This window comes from Chitinophagales bacterium (genome assembly GCA_020636495.1).
Classification (GTDB): domain Bacteria; phylum Bacteroidota; class Bacteroidia; order Chitinophagales; family Chitinophagaceae; genus UBA5543.
This window is the reverse complement of the sequence record JACJXQ010000008.1, coordinates 645,889-666,289: the sequence shown is the minus strand read 5'-3', so window position 1 is coordinate 666,289 and position 20,401 is coordinate 645,889. Positions and strand designations below refer to the sequence as shown.

16 protein-coding genes are annotated in these 20,401 nt (G+C 42.1%); 11 read left to right on the top strand and 5 right to left on the bottom strand.

What is annotated here, in order from left to right; translation table 11 throughout:
- Window positions 1-391: 391 nt before the first annotated feature.
- The 4 genes from H6550_03000 (at window position 392) to H6550_02985 (ending at window position 3,062) form a co-directional block, all read left to right on the top strand.
- Window positions 392-1,135 carry a hypothetical protein gene (locus H6550_03000; protein ID MCB9045089.1) on the top strand — a complete coding sequence of 248 codons (744 nt, stop codon included), beginning with the start codon at window positions 392-394 and terminating at the stop codon, window positions 1,133-1,135.
- 812 nt (window positions 1,136-1,947) lie between these two features.
- Window positions 1,948-2,154: a hypothetical protein gene (locus H6550_02995; GenBank protein MCB9045088.1), complete on the top strand. Its 207-nt coding sequence runs from the start codon at window positions 1,948-1,950 to the stop codon at window positions 2,152-2,154.
- Between the two features lie 8 nt (window positions 2,155-2,162).
- Window positions 2,163-2,792 (top strand): hypothetical protein, encoded by a 630-nt coding sequence (locus tag H6550_02990; protein MCB9045087.1) that lies wholly within the window; start codon window positions 2,163-2,165, stop codon window positions 2,790-2,792.
- Between the two features lie 3 nt (window positions 2,793-2,795).
- Window positions 2,796-3,062: a hypothetical protein gene (locus H6550_02985; GenBank protein ID MCB9045086.1), complete on the top strand. Its 267-nt coding sequence runs from the start codon at window positions 2,796-2,798 to the stop codon at window positions 3,060-3,062.
- Here H6550_02985 and H6550_02980 read toward each other — a convergent pair.
- Window positions 3,031-3,501, bottom strand: a complete 471-nt coding sequence (locus H6550_02980; GenBank protein ID MCB9045085.1) for a redoxin domain-containing protein — start codon at window positions 3,499-3,501, stop codon at window positions 3,031-3,033. The genes H6550_02985 and H6550_02980 overlap by 32 nt on opposite strands.
- 219 nt (window positions 3,502-3,720) lie before the next feature.
- Between H6550_02980 and H6550_02975 the strand changes: the two genes are divergently transcribed.
- The gene (locus tag H6550_02975; GenBank protein MCB9045084.1) at window positions 3,721-4,002 is read left to right on the top strand and encodes a co-chaperone GroES; all 282 of its coding nucleotides are present in this window, start codon (window positions 3,721-3,723) and stop codon (window positions 4,000-4,002) included.
- A 59-nt stretch (window positions 4,003-4,061) separates the two neighbouring features.
- Entirely contained in the window at window positions 4,062-5,702 is a 1,641-nt protein-coding gene (groL, locus tag H6550_02970; GenBank protein ID MCB9045083.1) for a chaperonin GroEL, read from the top strand.
- 76 nt (window positions 5,703-5,778) lie between these two features.
- On the opposite strand, the gene H6550_02965 is transcribed toward groL, so the two are convergent.
- Together H6550_02965 and H6550_02960 are read right to left on the bottom strand one after the other, a co-directional pair.
- Window positions 5,779-6,816 carry a PorP/SprF family type IX secretion system membrane protein gene (locus H6550_02965; protein ID MCB9045082.1) on the bottom strand — a complete coding sequence of 346 codons (1,038 nt, stop codon included), beginning with the start codon at window positions 6,814-6,816 and terminating at the stop codon, window positions 5,779-5,781.
- 22 nt (window positions 6,817-6,838) lie between these two features.
- A complete protein-coding gene (locus H6550_02960) occupies window positions 6,839-11,503 on the bottom strand; it encodes a PKD domain-containing protein (GenBank protein MCB9045081.1) in 4,665 nt (1,554 codons plus the stop codon).
- Between the two features lie 172 nt (window positions 11,504-11,675).
- Between H6550_02960 and acs the strand changes: the two genes are divergently transcribed.
- From acs to H6550_02940, 4 genes are all read left to right on the top strand, one after another.
- Window positions 11,676-13,580: an acetate--CoA ligase gene (acs, locus tag H6550_02955; protein MCB9045080.1), complete on the top strand. Its 1,905-nt coding sequence runs from the start codon at window positions 11,676-11,678 to the stop codon at window positions 13,578-13,580.
- A gap of 89 nt (window positions 13,581-13,669) precedes the next feature.
- Entirely contained in the window at window positions 13,670-14,884 is a 1,215-nt protein-coding gene (gene lysA / locus H6550_02950; GenBank protein ID MCB9045079.1) for a diaminopimelate decarboxylase, read from the top strand.
- Window positions 14,885-14,960: 76 nt separating this feature from the next.
- A complete protein-coding gene (locus H6550_02945) occupies window positions 14,961-15,542 on the top strand; it encodes a TIGR00730 family Rossman fold protein (GenBank protein ID MCB9045078.1) in 582 nt (193 codons plus the stop codon).
- A 68-nt stretch (window positions 15,543-15,610) separates the two neighbouring features.
- Window positions 15,611-17,095 (top strand): spore maturation protein, encoded by a 1,485-nt coding sequence (locus H6550_02940; protein MCB9045077.1) that lies wholly within the window; start codon window positions 15,611-15,613, stop codon window positions 17,093-17,095.
- Between the two features lie 55 nt (window positions 17,096-17,150).
- On the opposite strand, the gene H6550_02935 is transcribed toward H6550_02940, so the two are convergent.
- Window positions 17,151-17,582, bottom strand: coding sequence for a DUF4878 domain-containing protein (locus H6550_02935; GenBank protein ID MCB9045076.1), 432 nt, complete (start codon window positions 17,580-17,582; stop codon window positions 17,151-17,153).
- A gap of 29 nt (window positions 17,583-17,611) precedes the next feature.
- Window positions 17,612-18,322 (bottom strand): hypothetical protein, encoded by a 711-nt coding sequence (locus tag H6550_02930; protein MCB9045075.1) that lies wholly within the window; start codon window positions 18,320-18,322, stop codon window positions 17,612-17,614.
- Window positions 18,323-18,450: 128 nt separating this feature from the next.
- On the opposite strand from H6550_02930, the gene H6550_02925 reads away from it, so the two are divergent.
- Window positions 18,451-20,358, top strand: coding sequence for a menaquinone biosynthesis decarboxylase (locus H6550_02925; GenBank protein ID MCB9045074.1), 1,908 nt, complete (start codon window positions 18,451-18,453; stop codon window positions 20,356-20,358).
- Window positions 20,359-20,401: the final 43 nt, after the last annotated feature.

Here is a 20,401-nt window from a genome sequence, read left to right as displayed (position 1 = left end):
TGTAGTGTCCCTTTTTATGTATGCCTCATCTTTAAGACAACTACCATATAATCAGCTCATACAGGCAAAGAAGCTTAAAATCGTATACCGGGAGACCTGACCTTTATCTTTATCGTGTACGAGATATTATTAAGGTCGAATTGGGAAAAGCAATCTTAAGTAAGACATACAAAAAGGGAGGATAATAATTATCCTCCCTTTTTGTTAATTCAGCCCTACCCATAAAATGTCATATAGAACACCATCTTTTTTTGGGTACCCTAAAATCGCAGGATTCGGATATTTGTAGTGCAAAAGTATCTGACGAACCGGTTCACCATCAAGATAGCTTGTACGCGTAATCCGAAAAGCGTAGAAAAAGAGTAGGAAAACCTTTAAAACTTAACTAATTATGAAACTTTCGAAAATTTTATTCCCGACAATAGCCACGATAGCTATAGGTGCTATGACATTTGTTGCTTGTAAAAAGCAAAATATCGAAGAAAACAAAAAATCCTTCGATAGCCCAGCCCTTGCTGATATTAATTATAACCAATGGGGACAAGCACATAATGACGCGCTATCTCTTTCTGAGTATTATTGGGCCGATGCTGTATCTTATGATTTCACTACCTTGGTAACAACTATGGCAGAAGAAATGGATGCTCAATATCCGGAAGATGGTTTTGATGAGATCACATCTCAAGAAATCAGCGGTGCGGTTAATAGTACTTTATTCAATAACATGCTGGGTGTGCACAATATGACTGCTACACAGGGGACGACATTTTACAGAAATATGCTATCAGACATGTTATCTACAGGAGCTATTTCTCAAGAACTACATGACGACCTTTATGACATTGTGGATGTGTCATTAAGTTATGAAGACTGTCTGTCAGCTATCAACTCTGTAAATCAGTCTAATTATACCTCATCAGATATTGAGATATTTACCGCATTCAAATCAATCGTAGAAAGTTCACACGATTATTGGTCAAACTGGGAAACTAACCATCCAGAAAACACAGCCAGGCAAATTTCTAATGGTCAGCTTACCATTATTGCAGATGCAATAGCCGGTGCCGGCTTTTTTGCGGCAGGACCTCTAGGTATTCTTATAGCAGGAGCAATATCACTTGGTGTTAGTGACTAAAATACTGCTTAACCAGTGTACTTATGAATCAGATTACCAGAAAACACTCTATAATTTTATTCAGGCATAAATAAATATGAATACAATGAAACAATTGAATATCATTTTGAATTACCAGATGAAAATCGTCGGGATAATCTTATCGACAATTAGTTTAATTGTAATGATGATAGTGCGCATATCTGACATGTCAGTCATTGAAAGGCTAACTAACACTCAACAATATACTTTGTTTGAATGGGGAATGATATTTGGCTTATATATCATAGCTTTTAGCAAAGAAAAAAATGATAGTGATCATATTAAACTTGTCAGGCAAAAATCATTTCAGACTGCCTTTTTGTTCTCACATGGCTTATTACTCGCACTTATTTTTGCCAGCAATATTAAACCAAGCATTATTTTATCCGCGTATGACCTTTTAAGCATTTCGTCGTACAGTATAATACTGTATTTACTAACATTCTATCACAATTTATATTCTAGCAAATATTACAAAGCTACACAGGCTGAAAGCACAAAGAATAAAATAGGATATAATAGTAGTACGAAAATAACGCTCGCCTTTTATACAATAGCTGCTATTGCAATAGCTATAATGATAGCGTTAATGCTTTTGAGGCCATAGGACTACGTTTTTTAATAAATATTTGACAACTCAATATAAGCATAGCCTCCTATCCCACCTGGAGGCTATGTTGCGTAAAAGAAAATTTGATACACTTATTTAATCTGACGATCCTGACGTATCCCCTTATTCTGAAGTTTCAACCATAGAGTAAACATCGGATATTGTACATAATCACAATGCTATGAAAAGAATAAAAAAAACAACGCTCAAATTCATCATGTGGGTTATAGCCTGGACCATATTCTATGTGTATGTTTTCCCGCAAGACAGTACGCGTAATATTATTATCGGAGTTACCATTCAATCTATACTTTGCACACTTGTTTTAGGTATGATATCAGGACAAATAAAAAAAGTATTTCGCAAAATCGACAACGAAATACATTAGAAAGCACTATGAAGTATTTACTTATTATCACCTGTATTTTTCTATTCGCATCATGCAGGCCTTTAATGATGGCTACAGTTGGTATCGAGACGCCTCGCGTAAGAAAAGAAAAGAGGACCCTTAAAATGCTTAAAAGGAATAATATGGTTACAAAGGATGTTTATTATATGGATAAACAGACCTTTATTGATTTGAAAAACAAAAAATACAAACCCGGTATTGACGAAGGATTCAGATTCTTACAAATAAGATGCTATGACAAAGAGGGTCAACTAATTATGCAATGGGCATCCTGTGAAGGGCTATTAAGCGATCTGCAAACACTGCGTTCCCCTATCCCTAAAAACTACAATGGATTGGACACAACATTATCACTGGAAACTGATCTTTTGCAATATTGCGACTATAATGGCAATAAAGGAGTAGCTAAGATCCACGACAATATTGATTATTCATTTGTTGTATTTTATGCTACCTGGACAAGAGGTATGCAAAAGAGGCAACATATTTTCCGGGAGATCAACAATTTCATAGACAACAACCCTGACAAGAAAATTGCAGTTTATAAGATCAATTATGATAACGTGCCTTTTTGGGATACAAAAGTAAAAGCTAAGTTTAACATCAATAAAAATTGACCTTTGAAAACTTACCTAAAACGAATATCCATACTGCTTATAATAATCGCTACAGCAATTATTATTGAATTGATATGGAGCGGTTTTACTCCGGAAAAATATGATATGCTGGTGAGTATATCCGGCGCAATGTTTGTATTTATCGTCGTATGGATATACAATGAATACATACAAGAAAAGAAAAAGAATCTTACTGATATTAAAGGGCCTGCTAAAAGCAGGCCCTTTAAATATTGTATTAATGCAATTCTGCCAGGCAGGCATTTATAGCCTCAAAGTCGGGAATTTCACTTGGGTTATCCAGCACCTCAGCATATTTTACAAAACCCTCTTTATCTACCACAAAGGCAGAGCGTTTGCCTACCTCTTTCATGCCAAATGCAAAAGTATCGTGTACAATATCATAAGCATGAATGGTCTCCTTGTTAAAGTCGCTCAATAACGGGAATTGTAATCCATGTTCTTTTTTGAACCTGTCCTGCACAAATACATTATCGATAGAGATACCTAATACAGTTGCGTTCGCATTATTATAAGTAGCTATATTATCGCGAACCGAGCACAGTTCTTTAGTACAGGTGCCGGTAAATGCCAGTGGGTAGAACAACAGCAATACGTTATTGCCTTTCAGTCCGCTTAGCGAAACCTCGTTCTTATCAGAGTCGTACAAAGTAAAATCAGGGGCTTTTTGCCCTACTATTACAGCCATTTAGTAAAAATTTTAGGTCATAAAAATACTACAACAACAATTGTAAATGAAAGGTTGACAGTGTAGTATAAAAATTGGCTGACAAAAAAATATCATCATATTAAAAAAAGTCTGATTATCATGAAAAAATGGCGCAACTTTGTCAGCCCCGACCAAATGGCATAAAACATGCTACCTGAAAGGTTGAAATCATTAAACAAATTAAAAATCAAGATAACTATGGCTAACAAAGTGAACATTACTCCCCTTCATGACAGGGTGATCGTAGAACCGGCTGCTGCCGAAGAGAAAACTGCGAGCGGTATCATCATCCCTGATTCAGCAAAAGAGAAACCACAGCGTGGTGTTGTAGTGGCTGCTGGCCCCGGTAAAAAAGATGAGCCAATGACCGTAAAAGCAGGCGATACTGTACTGTATGGTAAATATGCCGGTACAGAAATAGCGCTGGAAGGTACAGACTACCTGATCATGCGCGAAAGCGATATCCTGGCAATCATCTAGTATAGTGCCGCTAAACAGGAACTAACAAAAATTGTAAACAGATTAAAATTGAACATACTATGTCAAAACAATTGTTTTTTAATACGAATGCCCGTAATAAGATGAAAGCCGGTGTAGACGCCCTGGCTAATGCGGTGAAAGTAACATTAGGACCTAAAGGCCGCAATGTGGTAATTGAGAAGAAATTCGGTGCACCCGCTATAACAAAAGACGGTGTTTCTGTAGCTAAAGAAATAGAACTGGAAGACGCTATTGAGAACATGGGCGCCCAGATGGTGAAAGAAGTAGCTTCAAAAACCGCTGACGTAGCCGGTGATGGTACTACAACTGCAACTGTACTGGCACAGGCTATCATAACTGAAGGTTTGAAGAACGTAGCAGCAGGTGCTAACCCGATGGACCTGAAGCGTGGTATAGACAAAGCAGTTGCTACAACTATTGAAAACCTGAAGAAACAATCTGAAAAAGTAGGTAACGACAACAAGAAGATAGAGCAGGTAGCAACTATCTCTGCTAACAGCGATAGCGAAATAGGCAAACTGATAGCAGAAGCTATGGCCAAAGTAGGTAATGAAGGTGTTATCACTGTAGAAGAAGCAAAAGGTACTGAAACTACTGTAGAAGTGGTAGAAGGTATGCAGTTTGACCGTGGTTACCTGAGCCCGTACTTTGTAACCAATACTGAGAAAATGAACGCTGAGCTGGATAACCCTTACATCCTGATCTACGACAAGAAGATCAGCACGATGAAAGACATCCTGCCATTGCTGGAAGCTACTGTACAAACAGGCCGCCCGCTGCTGATCATAGCAGAAGATGTAGATGGCGAAGCACTGGCTACGCTGGTAGTAAACAAACTGCGTGGTTCGCTGAAAATAGCTGCTGTAAAAGCTCCGGGCTTTGGCGACCGTCGTAAGGAAATGCTGCAGGACATAGCTGTATTGACAGGTGGTACCGTTATCAGCGAAGAGCAGGGCCACAAACTGGACAATGCTACCATCGAGTACCTGGGCCAGGCTGAAAGCATCACGCTGGACAAAGACAACACAACAATAGTGGGTGGTAAAGGTGCTAAAGAGAACATTGAAATGCGCATCAAGCAGATCAAATCTCAGATTGAATCTACTACCAGCGATTACGATAAAGAAAAATTACAGGAACGCCTGGCTAAGCTGAGTGGTGGTGTTGCTGTACTGTACGTAGGTGCTTCTACCGAGGTAGAAATGAAGGAGAAGAAAGACCGCGTAGACGATGCACTGCACGCTACACGTGCTGCTGTTGAAGAAGGTATCGTACCTGGTGGTGGTATCGCGCTTATCCGCGCTATCGAATCACTGGCAGGTATGGAAGGTGCCAACAACGACGAAACAACCGGTATTGCAATCATCCGCCGTGCGCTGGAAGAGCCACTGCGCCAGATAGTAGAAAATGCAGGTATCGAAGGTTCTGTAGTAGTACAGAAAGTGAAAGAAGGTAAGGCTGATTTCGGTTTCAACGCACGTACTGAAGTGTATGAGAACATGATGGCAGCAGGTGTTATCGATCCTACAAAGGTTACCCGTGTAGCATTAGAGAACGCTGCTTCAATTGCCAGCATGTTACTGACCACTGAGTGTGTGATAGCTGACAAACCTGAGCCAAAAGAAGCTGCAGGCCACGACCATGGCGGAATGCCGGGTGGTATGGGCATGGGCTACTAATATTAACAGAGTTAGTGAACATAAAAGAAGAACCCCGCAAATTGCGGGGTTCTTCTTTTATATAACCTCATAAAAATCAATAAAAATGCGGGCAAAGTGTGCGTGCCTTCTGGTATTTAGGATCTCGAAACAAGCCTGTTTTTACAATGGTCAGTTCATATCCGCCACGCAGGTTACTGGCAGCAGTCAATTTCGACACATTCGCATCATAGCTCATACCAAATGACAGGTCGTGGTAACGGACCTTTACAGTAGGTATTATCGCATCTCTGAAACGGTAGAATATACCTCCAAATATGGAGAACATGATAGTTGACGAGCTGGGTTCCGTCTTATTCCAGCCTAACAACCCTCCGGCTATCAGCTCATTATATGCACCCTGACTCATGTAGTTTGCGTGCAACTGGTAGCTGAATTTTTCACTTGCCTGAACACTTAAACCTGCACTCAGGTTCAGCCTCATAGCTATATTGATATTCCTGTCGTTGAAGAAAGAATATTTAGGCCTGGAAAAGTGGTAGCCGGCTGCACCCAGCACTATATTTATATTATTATCCTGGCCTGTGGTTGTATTAAAGCTGAAACCGGCACCCATATCTAACTGGTTGAAACTGGGCTGCGTGAACGACTCACCGGTAGCATATGAAGGGTCGTACCTGCCATTCTGGTATTGATTATCGAAAGTTGCTTTTGAAGGATCAAAGCTGCGTTGAATAAAGCCACCTGTAAAACCTACCGACAGATAGGTGTTCTTTTCACTGCTAAGTGATTTATTATAGTTCAATGCAGGATACAAGGTCAGTGTCTGCAGGCTTACACTGCCCGCCTTATCGTAATATGCCAACAGGCCAATACTGACAAAATCATTATTCATGCCCCTTACAGGAATTCTTGTTTCAGCATTTACAACGCCTGTCTGATAAGGTTTGCTGATACTGCTCCACTGACTGCGGTAAACAACACCTACTTTATAGTCGCCTGTAAATATCCCTGTGAACGAGGGGTTACGTAGAATAGAAGTTTCGTAAAACTGTGAAAAATGTATATCCTGTGCCAGCAACTGACAGCTGCAAAACAACATCAAAACAACATATCCAATCAATATCTTCTTCATACTATATCTCTCGTCTCCGTGTTTAGCGAATAATGGTTATATCACCCTTAGTTTTAAGCAGATCACCGTTCTCACAATATGCTTCTACCATATATACATACACATCCGGTGGCAGTTGTGCCCCATTGAAAGTACCGTCCCATCCTGCTGTTTGATCATTTACGTTTGCATTTAACCGTTCAAACAACAATTCACCCCAACGATTATACACCCTGAATGATTTTAGTGTGCTTATACCCGAACCACGCACCATAAAAATATCATTCATACCATCGCCATTAGGCGTGAATGTATTGGGTATGTACAACTGGCTATTGTCGCACAACACCATGATCTTTACATCTGCAGAGTCAACGCAATCATACAGGGTAAACACCTTAACTTTATATACTGTGTTTTTGAACGGAGAAGCTATCGGGTTGGCACAATCTGCACACGATAGTGTATTTGCAGGCGACCATAAGAATCTGACAATATTGTCCCCGGACGCCAACAGGTCAGCCGAAGTTCCAGCAATGATCGTTTTTTCGCCCCTTACATTTACAGTAGGTTTGGGATGCACTAATACTTCAACATAGTTTGTGTCCGGTATACAACTACCCTCATAAGCAACCACCATAAACTGCGTGGTTTTTGTAGGGTTGGCAGAAGGTGCAGGACTCTTTACATTATCCAGGTAGGCACCAGGTGACCATAAATATGTTCTTGCACCTGAAACACTAAGCTTAGTTGTTTCTCCTTCGCATATCTTGGCACCTTCACCTACAATACTTGTAACATGTGTTTTGATATCCACAACAGTCCTGCCTGTATCATGACACCCATTTACATCTGTACTGATGACTGTATACACAGTTTTCTTTTGCGGGAACGCAAATGGATTATTGCATTGAGTACAACTTAACGTTGCAGCAGGTGACCATAAGTAAGACACACCGCCATTCGGGAATAATTGTGCTGAGTCTTTCAGGCAGATAATAGTATCTCCCCCTGCACTGACTTCAATAGGTACATTGATAGTAATATTCTTTTCAATTGAATCAATGCAGCCCTGAGTATTCGTCACCACCAGTTTTACTTTATAAGTTCCCGGAGGCCCGTAATTGCGTTTTGGATTTCTTAACGCGCTGAAGGAACCATCATGGAAAGTCCAATTGGTAGTTTTTATAGGAGTAACTTCGCTCCAGGTTTTATTAATGAACTCAACTTGTGAATACTGGCAGGCAGGTCCTGTTTCAAAATCAGCAATGACACCATCTACCAGTATTGTATCCAGTCCTGCACTACCTACCTTACACCCAAGCCCATTATTAAATATCATACGTGGCAAATACCTGCCGGGAGTATTATATGTATGTGATACTTTCAATTGCTGATAACTGCCCAACAAAGTGTTACCATCGCCAAAGTCCCATATTATGGTCGGAATACTTCCTTTGACCTTCGAAGTAAAATTAACAGTCAAAGGAGTACAACCACTTATCGGGTCGTAGCTAAAGGCACCGGCATAACCCAACACCTGGATCGGCTTAGTTATGCTGTCTTTACAGCCTAATGAATCAGTTACAATCAATTTAACGTGGTATTCCTTCACATCGTTGAACACTACGGTATGTGTTTTTTTGTACCCCGGTGAAGAGCCATCATCAAAATGCCACTCGTACCTCTTCTCTCTCAACGAAACAGTGCCATCGAAATTTACGATCAGCGGAGCACAAACTGACATTGAGTCTGAAAGTGTAAAATTGGCGATAGGCTTGGTTGTTTCTACAGGAATAAGTGCAGTAGTATCTTTACACCCGAAAGTATCTGTTACTACCAATTGTGCATTAAAAGTGCCCATGGCATTATAGATATGCGTTGGGTCTGAATTTACGGTATCAATACCGCCGTCCCCAAAGTTCCAACGGAACTTAACGGCATTAGTAGATCCATTAAAGAATTTAGCTTCTGCACCAACACATAGTGGTGATTGCACATTAAATGCAGCATCTGGCTTGAGTACATGGATATACTGGCTTCTGAAAACCGTATCGGCACAGCCCAGGTTATCTACAACCACAAGTCCATTGTCATAATCACCGGTACTGTCATATAATACGGTTCGACTAACTCCAGATATGGTTAATGTGTCGCCGGGCGATCTCCCCCAATACCAGGTTCGTCGGACTATACTGGTGCCTGCACCTGCAAAAGACGTATCAGTGAATCTAACAGTGTCAGGGTTGCAGAGATGAGTCTTGTCTGTTACAAAACCAGCCGTTGGCCCCCCTACTGTTATCCAGGCATTTTTAATAAGAGTATCAATACAATTAGTATGCACATTAGTCGTTGTTACCATAATGGTGTACTGACCCGGCTGATTAAATACTTTTTTGTAATTGTCTATTTGTGCCGATACTTTTACACCATTTAAATACCAATCAAAAAGGGCAAAGCTTGTATCTTCTTTAAGGAAAGCAAAAAACAGCACTGAATCTCCTACACACAATTCTGTTTTATTAGCAACTACTTCGGGAGGATTATCTCCAAAAAAGATCATCTGTCTCATTGTATCATTACAATGTGTACTGTCATTGTGAACAATGAGCGTCACCAGATATTTTCCTTTTGTAGGATATATATGTACCGGATTGTCTAATGTTGATGTATCGTTATCCCCGAAAAACCATTTGGAAGATGAATAGCTTTGGGATCGATTAATAAATCTGACTCTCAATCTATTATCACAAGAGTCAAGCATAAAACCAAAATCTGCACAAGGCGGTTCTTTGATCACAAAATGTTCTTCAACCTTCGTACCTGAAATACACCCATTATGCGACACATACAGTTTTACGGTAAAGGAGTCTATACAAGGAGGTCCTCCCTGGTAAAAGTGCCATTTTACAGAATCACCAACAACAACCGCTTTTGTACTATCTCCGAAGTTCCAGTGATATTTCAATGTATCGTAGCTTTTTACATAAATTGAAGTATCACGTCTTGCGCGAGCTACAAACTTCACCCAGGTCCTGGGACATATCAATGTATCTGAAACCTCAAATGAGTCTACGACATGAAGGTATCCTGTCTTAATGTATAAACTGTCTTTTATGGTACATCCATTTTGGGTCTCGATCGTTACCAGCACCCTGAAATGGCCTATGTTTGTATAGGTATGTGTTGGGTTTTTCGAAGTCGAGGTACCACCATCACCAAAATCCCACTGGTAACTTTTTACACCATACGGATACGGAATTTTGTTTTCCCTGTATAGATTTACGCTAAACGACGCAAAAAAGGGAACGCAACCGGAGTCAGCATAAGCCGGAGGCCTGGCATAATGAGTATTAACCCTGGCTTCAATATTCAACTCGTAGATCTTAACTGTCTTGAATATAGTATCCATGCAGCCATTAGCATCTGTGATCACAAGATCCACCGGAAATTCACCATTGGTCGTGTAAGTGTGGCAGGGATTGGACGACGTACTTGTTGATAAACCAAAACTATCCTGGATAGACCATTGATACCCCGACATTGCCGGTACTGTCTTAAAACATATTACCTGTGGTGCCGGACAGACAGAATCTGGCACCTGCTTAATAGATGCACTTGGTTGAGGATGTATGATGATCGTCCTCATTGCCGAATCAACACACCCTCCAATAGATGTATACACCTTCACTGTATATGTTCCGGCGGCAGAATAAATATGACTTCCATTCAAAGCAACCAGTTGGCCGGTATTGTCACCAAAGTCCCATGTATGAGAAGCACCCGTTGTTGGGGACGCATTCGTAAAATTCACTGGTGTAAATACACAAGCATCAGAAGGCCCTGTAAACCCTGCCTGTGGTTTATGTAATCTAACATAGTTGGATTTCGTAACAGACCCGTCACAACCATTGCTGGATGACACAGTTAGTTTGACAGAATATTGTTTGGGAGCTGGTCCCATATAAGTATGTATAGGGCTGGTAGCGCTGCTGGTGGCACTGCCCGGAATGTCAAGGTTCCAGGCATATACATACGGTCCCGGAGCACCTCCCGTTATATTTGGAGTAAATAATACCGTAGCGGTGTCTGTACAAAAATCAGTCTGACTGGCAGTAAAGTTTACTATCGGTTTTTCTTTTACAGTTATATATAGTTTTTTAGTCAGAGAATAATAACAACTGTTGCTATTGGTAACACTTAATGTTACGTTATACTGACCTGCAGCAGAATAGCTGGTTGTGGCTGGTGACGTAGACCCCGTTGCAGGGGTTGCGTTATTGCCAAATACCCAACTAAAGGTAGGTGTGCCAGAACTACTCGCATTGCCGGTATACGTAAATGTAACTGCCTGATCAGGACAAACATTTGTACTTGATGCTGTAAAATCTACCGTAGGTGTAGGGAATACCGTTATGGTTGTTGATGCTGTTTTGGTCCCATTAGGACCTGTAACAGTGTGTGTTACAGTATAGGTACCCGGTGTAACATAAGTAGTTGACGGAGAGGGTGACGCATTGGTGATCGGAGGGCCGTTGCCAAAATCCCAGGAATGGGTAAACTGAGTTTCCTGGCTACTGAATGCAACCGATAATGGCACACAACCGGATGTTGGTGATGCTGTAAAAGCACCAGTGGATTGAGCATAGGTATAGCATGTAGATAATATAAGAATAAATATGGTGCAATATTTATATAAGTGTTTCATATCGTTATTTGTTCTAAGGCTGGTTTCGGGTTTTTGTATAATAAAGTTAAGAAATTCCTAAAATCACTTAACGTGTGATTTACAGACGGTTAATATTATTGTATCGTTGGTTGTTTTTCCATAATACAGGCAATTTTTATTAGTTTAATGATGATTTAATAAAACAAGCCATATGTCATATCCATTTCAGATAAAAACAGGTGAAGAATATACCCGTGTTTATGCGGAGAGCATCAATAACCCCGAAGCTTTCTGGGCAGGCGTTGCAGAGCATTTTGCCTGGAAAAGAAAGTGGGACAAAGTGCTGGAATGGAACTTTAATAAGCCTGACGTGAAATGGTTCATCGGGGCAAAGCTGAACATAACCGAAAACTGCCTGGACAGGCACCTGGCTGAAAATGGAGATACAATTGCCATCACATGGGAGCCAAACAACCCCAATGAAGAAGTTAAAACATTCACATACAAAGAGTTACACAGACATGTATGTCGTTTTGCTCATGTTTTGGCCAATAACGGGGTAAAAAAAGGTGATCGTGTATGCATTTACATGGGTATGGTGGCAGAACTTGCTATTGCAGTGCTGGCCTGCGCGCGCCTGGGCGCGATACATTCCGTAATATTCGGGGGATTCAGCGCACAGAGTATAGCTGACAGGGTACAGGATGCTCAGGCTGAATATATCATTACCGGCGATGGTGCTTACAGGGGTGCAAAAGAAATACAATTAAAATCCGTTGTAGATGATGCATTAACAACCTGTCCGTTTGTAAAAAGGGTGATTGTTTATGAAAGGACAGGCTGTGCGGTGAGCATGATACACCACAGGGACGTATGGTGGAGCGATGAACTGGAAAAGGTACAAGAAGATCATTTCCCGGCGGTGGAAATGGACGCGGAAGACCCACTGTTCATCCTATACACATCAGGCTCTACCGGTAAACCCAAAGGCGTAGTACACACCTGCGGAGGATATATGATATATACCACTTATTCATTTGTCAACGTATTTCAGTATCAGCAGGGCGATATTTATTTCTGTACGGCAGATATTGGTTGGATAACAGGCCACAGCTACATAGTATATGGCCCCTTAGCAGCAGGCGCTACATCATTAATGTTTGAAGGTATCCCCACATGGCCGGATGCCGGCCGTTTCTGGGACATCACTGATAAACACAAAGTGAATATCCTGTACACAGCACCCACAGCCATCCGTAGCCTGATGGCTAGTGGTCTTGAATATGTTGAAAACCACGACCTGGGTAGTCTGAAAGTATTAGGCAGTGTTGGAGAGCCTATTAACGAAGAAGCATGGCATTGGTTTCATGAACATATAGGCAAAAAAAAGTGTCCTGTTGTAGATACCTGGTGGCAAACAGAAACGGGAGGTATTATGATTTCGAACCTGGCAGGCGTGACCCCGGCTAAACCTGCACATGCTACATTGCCATTGCCCGGCATACAACCCATACTGCTGGATGAACAGGGTAAAGAGGTGTCAGGCAACAATGTAACGGGCAATCTGTGCATAAAATTCCCGTGGCCGTCTATGATACGTACTACCTGGGGCGACCATGAACGCTGTAAACAGGCTTATTTTTCTGCCTACCCCGGCATGTACTTTACCGGGGATGGTTGTCTGAGGGACGATAAAGGCAACTACCGCATTACAGGGCGTGTGGATGATGTAATGAACGTAAGTGGCCACAGAATAGGTACTGCTGAGGTAGAAAACGCCATCAATATGCACGAGGGGGTGATTGAAAGTGCCGTAGTAGGCTATCCACATGACGTAAAAGGCACGGGTATATATGCCTACGTGATAGCCGATCACATACATATAGATCAAGACCATATGCGCAACAATATCATGCAAACAGTTTCCCGCATCATCGGCCCTATAGCCAAGCCCGATAAGATACAGTTTGTATCCGGTCTGCCTAAAACACGCAGTGGCAAAATTATGAGACGGATATTACGCAAAATAGCAGAGGGTGAAACTGACAAACTCGGCGATACTACTACACTGCTGGATCCTGCGGTAGTGGATGAGATCATAAAGAATAAACAGTAGTTATATTGAATATAACAGGTTAAAAAGAGCAGGTTAGCACTTATAACCTGCTCTTTTTCTATTTTTGCACACTTATTTCATAAAACAACATGTACGAACCGATCAGTAACGAGCAGTTGATAGCAGTGGCCAAAGAGTTTGGCACACCCACTTATGTATATCATGCAGAGAAAATAGCTCAGCAATACAATAAACTGAAGGAGGCTTTTAAAGACCACCCGACCAAAATATTCTATGCCTGCAAGGCACTGACCAATATCAACGTGCTTAAATACCTGAAGAGCCTCGGCTCGAACGTAGACTGTGTGAGTATTTATGAAGTAAAACTGGCCCTCAAAGCGGGATTTGCCAAAGAGAATATACTGTTTACGCCCAACTGTGTTGATTTTGACGAGATCGTACAGGGAACAGAACTGGGTGTAAATATCAATATCGACAACATCTCAATACTTGAGTTGTTCGGACACAAGTTCGGGAATACCTATCCTATATGCATCCGTATCAATCCACACATTGAGGCGGGTGGCAACTACAAAATTTCTACAGGGCACGTAGACAGTAAGTTCGGTATCTCCATCCACCAGATGAGGCACATAGAGCGTGTGGTTAAAACCACCAACCTGAACGTACGCGGCCTGCATATGCATACCGGCAGCGAGATCAAAGACGCAGCTGTTTTCCTGCGCGGATTAGAGGTTATGTTCGAGATGGCGCGTCACTTTGACAACCTTGAATACCTTGACCTGGGAAGTGGATTTAAAGTGCCTTACCGCGATGACGAAATAGAAACAGACGTAGATGCCCTGGGGAAACAACTTACTGATGCAGTAAAAGAATTTGAAGCGGAGTATGGCAAGCCTTTGGAAATATGGTTTGAACCGGGCAAATACCTGGTGAGCGAATGTGGCAGCTTTATCGTTAAAGCCAATGTTATCAAACAAACACCCGCCACTGTATTTGTAGGTGTAAATTCCGGTTTCAATCACCTGATACGCCCTATGTTCTACGACTCATATCATAAGATCAGCAACATATCTAACCCAGATGGAGCGAAACGTATCTATACCGTTGTAGGTAATATTTGCGAAACGGACACTTTTGCCTGGGACCGTGTAATAAATGAAGTACACGAAAACGATCTGCTTGTTTTTCACAACGCAGGTGCCTACTGTTTTGAAATGAGCAGCAACTTCAACTCGAGACTGAAACCGGCAGAAGTAATGATAAAAGAAGGTAAAGCTTTTGTGATACGCGAGCGCGATGAGTTTGAAGACCTGCTACGCAACCAGGTAGAAGTTTTATAATTTGTTTAATATCGGTTGAACAGCTTTTCATTGATAAGCACTTATCTTTGATCAATACTAAAACGTACCAACACTAATGAAGAGTATAGCGGTTTTTTGCGGTTCGGGTGACGGATACAATGACATCTACAGGGAGGAAGCTTACCAGGTAGGCAGGCAACTTGCCGAAAGGGGTATTGAAGTAGTATATGGTGCAGCCAGGATAGGTATTATGGGTGCCGTGGCAGACGGCGTACTGTCTAACAACGGTAAAATAACCGGTATTATTCCGGGATTCCTGCAAACAAAAGAGATAGCGCACGACGGGCTAACAGAACTCATAGTAGTAGAAACGATGCACGAGCGCAAGCTAAAGATGTATGACAAGTGTGATGGAGTATTGGTGCTTCCGGGCGGTTGGGGAACCATGGACGAGATGTTTGAGATGTTGACGTGGGGGCAGTTGGGCATGCACTCAAAACCAATAGGCCTGCTGAATATCAATGGTTATTACGATCCGCTTAAAGCCATGAACTCAACTATGGTGCAGGAAGGTTTCCTGGATGAATGTACCCGGTCGATACTAATGTTCAGTCAGTCTTTAACTGAACTGCTGGATAAGATGGACAGCTACGAAGGACACGACCGTCCTCAAGTAATTGACAAGCAAACTACTTAAATGGGTGTGTTTGCTTTATTTCTCTTTCAACTTTAAGTTTTTTACCTTCAAAACCTGATACAGGTTTTATGGCATTAAGTAAGATATGGGCTGCATTCATCCTGGTAGCCATAGTAATGGCTGGTATACAGTTTACATACTATGGAGATAAAGAAGTATTCGGCCGTATGGTTACCGGTAAATCTTCCGATGAATACCCGACCATTTATTATGTCATTGAAGGGAATGCTCCCTCCGCATCTTTTGAAACACAGATACAGCAATACGGCTACCTGCCTGCAGACAGTGTACATGCTGCAGATGTTATCATTTGTAGCGATACCCGTTCGGCAAACATAATAGCTCTGGCACAGGTAACACCCGGAGCCAAAGCTTTGACCTTTAACAATGTAAAAGACCTCCTGGTAAAACACAATGACGGGATTATAGAAACCTGTAAAATTGCTGTAAACATATGTATAGGACTTATTGGCATCATGGCACTGTTCATGGGTATTATGGGGATTGCTGAACGTGCGGGAGGCATCAATCTTTTATCACGTATCATCGGGCCTTTCTTTACCCGACTCTTTCCTGACGTACCTAAAGGGCATCCCGCTTTCGGGCATATGATGATGAACTTCTCTGCCAACCTGCTGGGGCTGGACAATGCAGCGACACCATTCGGCCTGAAAGCTATGGAAAGCCTGCAGGAGATAAACCCGGATAAGAACACGGCATCCAATGCACAGATCATGTTCCTGTGCCTGCATGCATCAGGATTAACGCTCATTCCCGTCAGCATTATAGCTATACGTTCCTCAATGGGTGCATCCAACCCTACTGATATTTTCATACCCTGCATGATAGCTACGTTCATGGCAACACTTGCTGCAATGACACTGGTATCTGTAAGGCAAAAGATCAACCTGTTTCAGCCGGTAATACTTGCGTGGATAGGTGGTATTTCTGCTATAGTGGCTCTGCTGGTAGTATATGTCACATCGCTGAGCATGGACAGGGTGCAGAGTTTTTCATCTATACTCAGCAATGGGTTAATACTACTCATTATAGTAGCTATCGTACTAGGTGGTTTGTACAAAAAAATAGACATATTCGATGCTTTTGTAAGTGGTGCCAAAGGCGGCTTTGAAACCTCAATAAGGATCATACCTTACCTGGTGGGTATGCTGGTGGCCATAAGTTTGTTACGCACAAGCGGTGCTTTTGATATCGTTATCAATGGAATGAAACACCTGTTTATAGCTACAGGTATGGACACTCATTTTGTTGACGCGTTGCCAACGGCACTTATCAGGCCATTAAGTGGCAGCGGCGCTCGTGGCATGATGGTAGATACCATGAATACATTTGGTGCTGACTCCTTTCCAGGAAGACTATCTGGCATTATGCAGGGAGCTTCTGATACGACCTTTTATGTAATAGCGGTTTATTTTGGTGCAGTTGCAGTAAAGAATACACGCTATACTATTGGTTACATGCTACTGGCCGATCTTGTAGGTATCATTACCTCTATCGTAATGGCTTATCTCTTCTTTGGAGCTACATTGTAATCAATAAAAAAGGCCGCCATAGGGCAGCCTGATATTCGAAAATACTTTCCCTCAATTACATTTCTGTGGCGTCACCTTCTAATATGCCTTCTTCAGATGGCTCTTCGTCCAGATCGTCCTGCTTGGAGTGGCTCACCAACCATTTGCCGTTTTGTTTTTCAAGCCTTAGTTTTTGCTCCCCCGGCTCGTTAGATGCTGTGTAGATAACCGTCGCTTTGTCTCCCTCTTCTTTTACATCAACAATTTCGATCTTAATGAGTTTGGCGTTTTGCTTTACAGAGTCCGGCTGTTGTATAGAGAATTGCTCCATCAGGTTCACCAGTTCAATGGTTTTTTCGGTTGACACCGACCTGGCCTTTTCATAGTCTTTATGATAAAAAGCATTCAGGAATTTTTCGGCTACTGCCTTTGGCGAGTTGTCTGTACAGCTGGCCAGTCCAAGCATTAATAGAGCCGCAAAAATTGCAATAAAACGATTATATCTCATTGGTCACTATTTGTGTATGGGCAAAGGTATTACTTATATCGAACTTGGCAAATGCACCTTGTATGCTGGTTAAGGTATAGGTCGTCAACACCTGTAAAATGTTTACCATATGCATCACCTGAAGGTATATATGATATGTCACCCGTAGCCGTACTAACTGCTTTATACACCATTTCAGAGCAATAAAGCCGGTCATCGGTTTCTATATCAAAGTCCATGTCAAACATCCTCTTCTCCCTGTAATATGTATATACCATATCCACAAGCCTGTTTATTATACTGTCGCTCATGTCATACCTGTATGTGGCTATACAAAGGTTATTTGCCGGTGAGAACCAGGTTTCAGCAGGGTCTCTCCTGAGCAAAGCATCGGGGTTATCCTCGCCACCTATACTGTGATACACATATGGCTTCCCATTTTCGACAATAACTAACCCGCAATGCGAATAACTTTTATCTCTCCTGTTCAGTTGAGACAACATAAAGCTCGTCATATCATCACCCCTGCGCACGACAAGGTCGCCTGTATGTAACAAACCCGCGCAGGAATCAGCTGCACTAATATTAGCCGGATTGCTCTTCCTGGCCAGGTAGCGTGCTCCCTGCCAATGTTTATTGGCCGTATTCTCATACAGTACTTGAGCGCAATACATATATATTTTTGCCACAGCAATACATACCAGTATGATCAATGCTACGCGTATAGCATGCCTTTTGCCTGAATTAGTGTTATTCTTCATCTGCCGGGCAAAAATAGACATTTATACTGCCTATACCTTTATATACAACTCTTAAGGCAGGGTATACTAACTTTGCACCCGGCAAACCAAATCCGTAGTTGGTTTGTTTACAATCAGAACAGGATCATATGGCATATAAATCGTTACAGGCATTTATTGAGAAACTAGAAGCAGAAGGTGAGCTGATACGCATCAAAACATTTACAGACCCTGTGCTGGAAATAGCCGAAGTAACTGACAGGATATCTAAAACTCCTGACAGGAACAAAGCACTTCTTTTTGAAAATACCGGAACAGATTTTCCACTGCTTATCAATGGTATGGGTAGTGAAAAACGTATGTGCATAGCACTGGGTGTCAACGAACTGGACGAAGTTGCAAGGGATATAGAGAACCTGTTCAAAATGCTGACCGGCCCCAAAAACGGTTTGCTGGAGAAACTTGCCATGCTGCCACAGTTGGGCAAGTTTGCGTCGTGGATGCCTAAAGTAGTAAGCGGACGTGGCACCTGCCAGGAGGTAATTTTGGACAACCCCGATCTTGATAAACTACCCATACTGAAATGCTGGCCCAAAGACGGCGGAAGGTTCATCACACTGCCTGCCATACACACCAAAGACCCCAACAATGGCATACGCAACATAGGCATGTACCGTATGCAAGTGTTCAGCCCAACCATGACCGGCATGCACTGGCATAAGCACAAGGTATCTGCCAAACACTTTAACGAATACAAAAAGCTGGGTAAGAAAATGCCGGTAGCAGTAGCAATTGGTGGTGACCCTGTATATACTTATTCTGCGACAGCTCCGCTGCCCGAAAATGTAGATGAATACATGCTGGCGGGATTTCTTCGAAAGAAAAAAGTAGAGCTGGTAAAATGTATCACACAACCTGAAATAGAGGTGCCTGCTGATGCAGATTTCATAATAGAAGGATATGTAGACCCGAATGAAGAGCTGATATGGGAAGGCCCCTTCGGCGATCATACAGGGTATTATTCGCTACCTGATTTCTACCCACGTTTCCATGTTACAGCTATTACACATAAAAAGAACGCTGTTTACCCCGCTACTATTGTAGGTATACCGCCACAGGAAGATGCATGGTTGGGCAAAGCTACTGAACGTATATTCCTGGCACCGATAAAAATGACTATGGTGCCGGAAATAGTAGATATGAATATGCCGGTAGAAGGTGTATTCCACAACCTTGTTATTACCTCGATTGAAAAAGAATATCCCGGACAGGGGCAAAAGGTTATGAATGCTATGTGGGGTGCGGGGCAAATGATGTTCAACAAGATACTGGTAATTGCTGACGGAGGCATCAATATAGGCGACTATAAAACACTGGCGCAATATGTGCTCAATAACATGAACCCTGCTACAGACGTTTATTTCAGCCAGGGGCCAATGGACGTACTTGACCATAGCTGCAGCAAGCTGGGCTTTGGAGGAAAGATGTGTATTGACGGGACGAAGAAATGGGACGAAGAAATAACTACGCCACTTACGCCGTTCACGATTTCCAAAGATTTTTCGGCACAGGAAATCATGTCTGAGTATCCTGAAATCAAAGGTATCAACTCATCACTTGCGGCAGATGTGCAGTTACCTGTTTTGTTCGTATCTGTTGAGAAAACACGCAAAAGACAGGTAGAAGATCTGCATCTTTCGCTATGTGAGCTGCCTGCTGTGACCGGAATAAAAATGATACTGTATGTTGAACATACTGTAAATGTGAACGATATTGCCGACACACTCTGGCGTTTCTGCAATAACCTTGATCCACGTCGCGATCATTTTTACGGTGGTACTGAACATGACATATTAGGGCTGGATGGTACACTCAAAACCAAACCACTTGATGGATTTGAGCGCCCATGGCCCAATATCATAGTGGCCGATAAGGCAACCATAAGATCTGTAGATGAGAAATGGGCGGAGATGGGACTGGGAACGTTGATACCTTCCCCCTCGCTCAAGTACGAATCGCAGATGTATGGCGAGGAAGCTCAGATTCCGGGTAGCTAAATAAAGGGATTGATATAGTCGTTTTTTGTACATTTATGTAAAG